General features: G+C 41.2%; 8 protein-coding genes. 3 read left to right on the top strand and 5 right to left on the bottom strand.

Annotated elements, in window-relative coordinates:
• On the top strand, positions 1-183 hold a 183-nt coding region (locus tag UC75_RS21995; RefSeq protein WP_228137424.1), incomplete at its 5' end, for a GNAT family N-acetyltransferase.
• A 29-nt stretch (positions 184-212) separates the two neighbouring features.
• Here UC75_RS21995 and UC75_RS15480 read toward each other — a convergent pair.
• From UC75_RS15480 to UC75_RS15460, 5 genes are all read right to left on the bottom strand, one after another.
• Positions 213-1,073, bottom strand: a complete 861-nt coding sequence (locus UC75_RS15480; RefSeq protein ID WP_049838097.1) for a patatin-like phospholipase family protein — start codon at positions 1,071-1,073, stop codon at positions 213-215.
• Positions 1,074-1,088: 15 nt separating this feature from the next.
• The gene (locus tag UC75_RS15475) at positions 1,089-1,343 is read right to left on the bottom strand and encodes a hypothetical protein (RefSeq protein ID WP_004789195.1); all 255 of its coding nucleotides are present in this window, start codon (positions 1,341-1,343) and stop codon (positions 1,089-1,091) included.
• 164 nt (positions 1,344-1,507) lie between these two features.
• A complete protein-coding gene (locus UC75_RS15470) occupies positions 1,508-3,643 on the bottom strand; it encodes a 3-hydroxyacyl-CoA dehydrogenase NAD-binding domain-containing protein (RefSeq protein ID WP_049838096.1) in 2,136 nt (711 codons plus the stop codon).
• 18 nt (positions 3,644-3,661) lie between these two features.
• Entirely contained in the window at positions 3,662-4,867 is a 1,206-nt protein-coding gene (locus UC75_RS15465) for an acetyl-CoA C-acetyltransferase (RefSeq protein WP_049838095.1), read from the bottom strand.
• A gap of 171 nt (positions 4,868-5,038) precedes the next feature.
• Positions 5,039-6,049 carry an AraC family transcriptional regulator gene (locus UC75_RS15460; protein ID WP_004789200.1) on the bottom strand — a complete coding sequence of 337 codons (1,011 nt, stop codon included), beginning with the start codon at positions 6,047-6,049 and terminating at the stop codon, positions 5,039-5,041.
• 210 nt (positions 6,050-6,259) lie between these two features.
• On the opposite strand from UC75_RS15460, the gene UC75_RS15455 reads away from it, so the two are divergent.
• Both UC75_RS15455 and UC75_RS21990 read left to right on the top strand, forming a co-directional pair.
• The gene (locus tag UC75_RS15455; RefSeq protein ID WP_005309708.1) at positions 6,260-7,378 is read left to right on the top strand and encodes a CaiB/BaiF CoA transferase family protein; all 1,119 of its coding nucleotides are present in this window, start codon (positions 6,260-6,262) and stop codon (positions 7,376-7,378) included.
• A gap of 155 nt (positions 7,379-7,533) precedes the next feature.
• Positions 7,534-8,271: carbohydrate porin (locus UC75_RS21990; RefSeq protein WP_228137433.1), on the top strand; the 738-nt coding region annotated here is incomplete at its 3' end.

Genomic DNA, 8,271 nt, shown 5'->3' with positions numbered 1-8,271 from the left:
ATTGGTAAAATTTTAATGCGGCATATTATTGACTATGCACGTCGTCATAAACTGCCTTATTTAAAGCTTTCTGCGCAAACTTATGTGACAGCTTTTTACGAAGTTTTAGGTTTTCATGTGCAAGGTGAGGTTTACCAAGACTGTGGCATTCCACATATTGATATGATTTTAGAATTAACTTGAGACTTCTTTTTAGAAATCTCAAGTTGGATTTATTTCATGGCATTCCAGCTTTCAATTGCCTGTAGCCCTGTTTCTAAGCCGACTTCATAACTATAGCGAAGCTTTTTCGGGTTAGTAGTTAAACGGCCAGCCATATTTTTAAGTGGCGGTGGGCAAACTTCTAAAATTTGCTGTTCTGGATTTTCACCACGAACAAAATCGACCGAAGCGTTATAGCGAGCACAACGGCTACGTAAGCTGTTTGCAAAACCATAATGATGTTTAAACGCATATTTCGCGAGGAATTGATCGCCTCGACTACTCGCCTTAAAGTAATTTTTCGGGCGTGTGCGTAAAACCAATAGTTTTTTTACGTCACTTTGCTGAGCCGTCCAGCGAACGGGTAGGGCATCTGCAACACCCCCATCAAAATAAGGTTCACCCATAATATCGACGGGATGACGCGTTAAAACTGGAATTGAGCTAGATGCACGAAGTGCGTTTAGCAAATTATCTTTACCAGCACGGAGATATTCCGCATGACCTGTTTTGGCATGCGTCAACACCATATAAAAATCTGGATTTTTAGCGAAAAGACTCTTTTGATCAAGAGGGTGCTCTTGCTCACCAATTTCCCACATCCATTTTAAATCAAGTAAATCACCGCCTTTAAAAAAGCGTTTGTAATCGATGAATTCAGGACGAAGTGAGTGATCAACGTAAAACGTTAGAGTACGGCCTTGCTGGCCTGCCAAGTAGTTAGCCACATTGGTCGAACCAGACGATACACCAACGTATAAGTCAAAAGGATTGAACTGTTGTTGTAAAAATGAGTCAAGTACACCACTGGTAAAGGCGCCACGCATGCCTCCACCCTCTACAACCAATGCGTTGCGGGAAAGATCTGTCATTTGAAAAATATCTGATTACTGAGTTGAGTGCTTATGTTCTTGCATGTCCATTTCAGGCATATCGTCATGTTGAGCGTGTTGCTCCGTAGAGTGTTCTGCTTTTTGCTGCATTTGCTCTTGTTGTGCTTTGCGCTGTGCTCCTGGCATATAGTCAGGTTCATTACTCATTGCTAAATAGAAAAAGCCAAGGAAAATCGCACTTAAAACACCAACGATCAGAACAAATTTCCAGCCTAGAACTGCTGACTCGGAAGAATTTTTATCGGACATAAGGATTTCTCGAATGTGCTGTAGAAGCACAAAAATGAAGTCTATTTATAGCATATTTAGGGGTGAGGCTGAAATCTTAAAGGCCATAAAGAAAAACCCATATAAATAAAATATATTTATATGGGTAAGGTTTATGCAGTTTTTAAATACTCAATAAGTCTAAGTTATTGAATATTTTGTTTCTGCTCAGCTTTGGTTTTGAGCAAAGTTGGAGGTGTAAAACGTTCACCATATTTTGCAGCTAACTCTTCAGCTCGTTTTTGTGCTTTATCAGTGCCATATTGATTTAGGAATTGAATCGCTCCACCCGTCCAAGGTGCATAACCAATTCCAAAAATAGAACCGACATTGGCATCAATTACAGACTCCAATACGCCTTCTTCATAACAACGTAAGGTATCTAGTGCCTGTACAAACAGAATGCGATCAATCATATCTTGTTCAGAAATATCATGATCTTTTTGCCAACGGTTCAAGCCTTCCCAAAGGTGTTTTTTACCATTTTCCGGATAGTCATAGAAACCTGCACCAGCAGCTTTACCTTTACGGTTTAACTCATGAATCATGGTGTGAATCACTTCATCTACAGAAGTTTTAGGTAAATCTTTTCCTTCAGCTTGCAGGGCTTTACGTGCTTCACTAGCAACATGTTCGGTTAAGGTTAAAGACACTTCATCTTGAATGGCGAGTGGCCCAACAGGCATGCCTGCTTTCAGTGCTGCCATTTCAATACGTGCTGGGTGAACGCCCTCTGCAAGCAAACGCATACCTTCTTGAATGAACGTACCAAATACACGACTCGTAAAGAAACCACGGCTATCATTGACAACAATCGGTGTTTTTCCAATTTGTTGTACAAAGTCGTAGGCTTTAGCAAGAGTCTCTGCGGAGGTGTTTTTACCTTTAATAATCTCAACCAACTGCATTTTGTCGACAGGGCTAAAGAAGTGCAGACCGATAAACGCTTTATCATCCTTACTTGCTTGAGCTAAGCCTGTAATCGGCAGGGTTGATGTATTTGATGCCATTACGCCATTAAGCGCTAGATACTGCTCGGCTTCTTGAGTGACTTTCGCTTTGAGCTCTTGATTTTCAAATACCGCTTCAATAATTAAGTCACAGCCTTGAAGGTCTTGAGCTGACGCTGTAGCCGTAATGAGCGATAAAACCTGATCACGTTTTTCTGCGGTCATACGGCCTTGTGAAACACGTTTATCTAAGAGTTTTTGTGAGTAAGCTTTGCCTTTCTCCGCATTTTCAACAGATACATCTTTAAGTACAACAGGAATGCCTTTAATTGCGGTTGAATAGGCAATGCCCGCACCCATCATGCCAGCACCCAACACACCAACTTTAGTGGCTTGCCATTTTGCAACGTCGGCAGGGCGACTCGCACCAGACTTAATTGCATTTAGACCATGCCAGAAAGTGCCGATCATATTTTTAGAAATTTGACCTGTTGTAAGCTGAGTAAAGTAGCGAGACTCAATACGCAGTGCAGTATCTACATCGACTTGAGCGCCTTCAACAGCGGCAGCCATAATCGCTTCAGGGGCAGGGTAACAACCTTTGGTTTTGTCTTTTAACATGGCTGGGGCAATTGCAAGAACTTGTGCAACTGCTGGCGTTTTTGGATCACCACCTGGAATTTTATAACCCTTCACATCGAAAGGTTGTTGAGATTTTGGATTTGCTTTGATCCAAGCAATTGCTTTATCTAAAAGCTCTTGTTCATTTTCAGCAGTATCGTGAATTAAACCTAAAGATTTTGCTTTATCAACACCGAACTGTTTGCCTTCCATTAAGAAAGGAAATGCATTTTGAAGCCCAAGCAGTCGTACCATACGCACAATACCACCGCCACCCGGTAGCAAACCTAAAGTGACTTCTGGTAGGCCAAATTTGCTTTTTGGGTCATTGATTGCAATACGGTGATGGCAACTTAATGCGATTTCCCAACCACCGCCAAGTGCAGTGCCATTTAATGCTGCAACGACTGGAATGCCTAGCGTTTCAATTGTCCGTAAATGACCTTTTAGCTTTTCAACCATATTGAAAAAGTCAGTCGCATGTTCAGGTTGAACTTGAATTAGCTCATCTAGGTCGCCGCCTGCAAAGAAAGTTTTTTTAGCCGAGCGGAAAATAACGCCTGAAAGTTCTGTTTCTGCTTTAAGTTTCTGAGTCGCCTCATCGAGCGAGTCACGGAACTCGGCATTCATGGTGTTCGCAGATTGACCTGTTGAATCAAGCGTTAAAATGACAATATTGTCGGCATTTTTTTCGTATTGAATTGCACTCATCTTTTATATCCCTAATTTTTATACGCGTTCAATAATGGTGGCAATACCCATTCCACCGCCAACACAGAGCGTCGCTAAACCGCGCTTTTTATCTTGTCGTTCAAGCTCATCAAGTAGCGTGCCTAAAATCATGGCACCTGTTGCTCCTAACGGATGGCCTAAAGCAATCGCACCGCCGTTTACGTTGACTTTTTCAGCAGGGACGTTGAGCTCATTAATAAAACGCATTACAACAGCTGCAAAGGCTTCATTGACTTCAAATAGGTCAATATCATCAATCGTGAGGCCAGCTTTTTCTAAAGCTTTACGTGCAGCAGGAGCAGGGCCAGTCAGCATAATAGTTGGGTCAGTACCGACTAATGCAGTCGCCAAAACTTTAGCGCGTGGTTTTAAATTTTGTTCTTTTACTGCTTTTTCAGAAGCCAATAAAACTACAGCTGCTCCATCAACAATGCCTGATGAGTTACCCGCATGGTGAACATGAGTGATTTTTTGTGCTTCCGGATATTTTTGTAAAGCAACTGCATCAAAACCCATTTGCCCCATCATTTCAAAACTTGGGTTGAGTTTCGTTAGGCCTTCGAGTGTGGTATTTCCTTTAATAAATTCATCTTTATCTAAAATCACCACGCCTGCGTGATCTTTTACTGGTACGACTGAGTGATTGAAATAACCATTTGATTGAGCCGCTGCCGCTTTTTGTTGTGACTTTACAGCGAAATTATCTACATCTTCTCGGCTATAGCCATCTAGGGTTGCAATGAGGTCGGCCCCAATACCTTGTGGAACAAATGATGATTTAAGGTTTGTTTCTGGGTCTAGCGCCCATGGTCCACCATCGGAACCCATTGGAATGCGTGACATTGATTCAACGCCACCAGCAACCACTAAATCCTCCCAACCAGAACGGACTTTCATGGCTGCCATGTTGACTGCTTCTAAGCCTGAAGCACAAAAACGATTGATTTGAACTCCAGCAACATCATCATTCCAACCAGCTGCAATGGCTGCAGTTTTGGCGATGTCACCGCCTTGATCACCAATAGGAGTTACGCAGCCCAAAACAATGTCGTCGACTTTAGATGTATCGAGTTGATGGCGCTGCTGTAATTCATTTAATAAAGTAGTGAGTAAGGTAATTGGTTTTACTTCATAAAGAGAGCCGTCTTTTTTTCCTTTTCCGCGTGGGGTGCGAATGGCATCAATAATATAAGCCTCGCTCATAACAGTTCCTTTTTTATTGCTTAAAATTTATTTGTGTTTTGAGTGTACTGGTTTTAATAGCGAGTGCAATGACGATAAGCGCACCAGTCAGGTGATGATTTTTGCCAATAGAAATACAAAAAAGCCCAAGTTGAACTTGGGCTAAATGTGAAACTTAAATAGATTTAATAGTTAGTGATAACCGTGTAGCTGGCGATATAGGCCAGGGGTTACACCCGTCCACTTTTTAAATGCGCGGTGGAACGTACTGGTTTCACTAAAACCAACTTGTTGAGCAACGTCTTCAAGTGTTAATTCTGGGTTAAGTAATAAGTGAATTGCAGCATCTCGACGTAAGGCATCTTTTACGCCTTGATAGCTTTTACCTTCAGCAGCCAAGCGACGACGTAAGGTTTGAGGGGATAAATACAACATTGATGCAACGTCATTAAGCGTTGGCATTTCTTCACCAATCTGGCTTTTGAGTACTTCACGAATACGAGAAGTTAGCGAGTTGGTATTTTTGAATTTTACTAAAAGCTGAGCAGGTGCTGCTTTTAAGAATTCTTCTAGTGTTTTTTCATCTTGACGGATTGGCAAATCAAGATAATCCGCAGCAAAGGTGATCTCAGTACGCGGTGCATCAAACTGCATGACTGGAGCAAAAAATAATGCATCATATTCATCTGCATGCGCAGGACGTGGGTAGCTAAAATGAACACGCTCTAATGGCAAACGGCGTTCAATGAGCCATGATGCTAGACCATGCCAAATCATAAGCATACTTTCGGTAATGAAATGATCTGGATCTAAAGTTTTTGGAATGAGTGGAACTAGACGTGCTTCATGCTTGTCACGCTCTAGGCTGACAGACCATTCATCGCCAAATAATTTGTAAAATTGAGATGATAGTTCAAGGGCTTGACCCAATGTTTTTGCGTGAATAATCAACTGACACATAATGGCAAAAGTGCCCAGACGACGTGGTTGTACGTCAAATCCAACGTGTTCATCCTGTGTGACCATCCACAACATTTTTATAAAACGAGTGTATTGTTCTGGTGAGATTCGAGCTTTAGGTTGACGTAATAATTCCGCTTCAATGCCCACATGTGAAAGGAGCATTTCAACATCCATGCCAAGGCGCTTTACGCCTGTCAAAGCCGCATTCACGAAGTGGATGCTAATCGTATCGCGACTCATATTGAATCCTTCAGTCTCTTTGATGTTCACTTTAAATTGACCTAAATGACCGTCTAAAAAAATAAATTGGCGATTTACAACAGAGTAAAAGCACTTTTTACATGTTAAATTGCCGAAATGATCAAGGTAAATGGCTGAACATGACATTGTTTTAGAATATTTGCTTAACTAATATAAAAGAAAATATGAATAATAGTGGTTAAAAAAACGATGACGACAGCATTAAATGGACTTAAAGTTCTCGATTTCTCGACACTCTTACCCGGACCTTTTGCCACAATGTATTTAGCCGATATGGGGGCAGAAGTCATCCATATCGAATCTCCATCGCGTCCAGATTTAATTCGGATCATGCCACCCTATGCAAATGGGCAAGCAACGGCACATAGTTATTTAAACCGAAATAAACAGTCAATTGTTCTTGATTTAAAAGATCCGGCAAGTATTGAATTAATTAAAGCCAAAATTTCCGAGTTTGATATTGTCATAGAGCAGTTTCGACCTGATGTCATGCGCCGTCTAGGATTAGATTACTCAACACTTGCCGAAATTAATCCGCGCTTAATTTACTGCTCAATTACAGGTTATGGGCAAACAGGAAGCTATAAAGACCGAGCAGGGCATGACATTAACTATTTAGCTTTAGCCGGTATTGCTGGGTATAGTGGTCGACAAGACAGTGGTCCACCGCCGCTCGGTATTCAAGTTGCAGATATTGCAGGTGGTTCGCTTCATGCCGTTATTGCCATTTTAGCGGCGGTGGTTGAACGTGGGCGTAGTGGTATGGGGCAATATATTGATATTTCCATGACCGATTGTGTTGCTAGCTTAAATAGTATGGCTGCATCAGCCACACTTGCTGCACAAGTCGAGCAGGCTCCAGAGCATGGAATGCTCAATGGTGGTATTTTCTATGACTATTATATGACCCAAGATGGTCGTTATCTTTCAATTGGTAGTCTTGAACCACAATTTATGTCAGGGTTATCCATAGCGCTTGATCTGCCCCTACTATTACAAAAGGGCGCTTCATTAGATGCCGAAGATCGGAAAGAAGTTAAACAAGCCATTCAAGAAAAAATTAAAAGCAAAACATTTAAAGAGTGGCATGAAATTTTTGCAAACCTTGATGTGTGTGTAGAACCTGTTTTAAGTCTCACTGAGTCATTAAATTCGCCTTTAGCACAACAACGTGGATGGATTGTGGATGTTCCTTTGCAGAATAATACAGCAGATACAGAACCACAGTTGGCTTGCCCAATTAAGTTTTCAAGATCAAAAATGAGATATTCCTTTATAGGTCAAAAGCTTGGTGAAGGACAATGGTGAAGAGCGGAGTCCTTTTCTTATACAATGTGTATTAAGATTATTATTAGATTAATCAATTGATTAACATTTTGAATAATTTCTTTACATAAAATTAGCGTACCCTTTATAAACAAAGACATAAAAGGTACGTAAACATGAAAACACATAAATCCTTGATGGCTTCCTGTTTATCCGTTTTATCAATTACTCTTTTTATACAGCACGCACAAGCTGCTGCTGCATTCGACCCAAATAGTCCGTGGATGTTGGGTGATTGGAACGGTCAACGCACTGCGTTACAAGCACAAGGTTATGATTTTTCTTTTGGATATACCGGTGAATATGCCGGTATTTTAGATTCAAAAAATACATCTTCGCATGGTAGTGCTTATACGGGGCAACTTGCCTTAGGAAGTCATTTTGATTTAAACAAAATTTTAGGGTGGCAAGATACTGAAGCTCAAATCACATTAACTTATCGTGATGGGCAATCACTTTCTGAACATTCACCAGCTTTAGCGGGGCACTTAAGCTCGGTACAAGAAGTGTGGGGGCGCGAGCAAACTTGGCGTTTAACTGATTTGTGGATCAAGAAAAAATTTCTTGACCAGAAGTTAGACGTTAAAGTGGGTCGTTTTGGTGAAGGTGAAGACTTTAATAGTTTTGACTGTGATTTCCAGAACTTGGCGCTTTGTGGTTCGCAAGTTGGTAACTGGGTTGGTGATCAGTGGTATAACTGGCCAGTGAGCCAATGGGCAATGCGTGTTAAATATAACTTGCAACCTGATTTATATACCCAAGTTGGTGTATATGAATATAACCCAGAAAATTTGGACCGAGGCAAAGGTTTTAACCTAAGTACTGATGGTTCACATGGGGCAATTATTCCTGCTGAAGTGGTTTGGTCACCTAAA

Source organism: Acinetobacter sp. V2 (genome assembly GCF_001188385.1).
Taxonomy (GTDB): Bacteria; Pseudomonadota; Gammaproteobacteria; order Pseudomonadales; family Moraxellaceae; genus Acinetobacter; species Acinetobacter oleivorans.
Note: the sequence above shows the minus strand (reverse complement) of the source record. Positions and strands in the feature narration are given on the sequence as shown.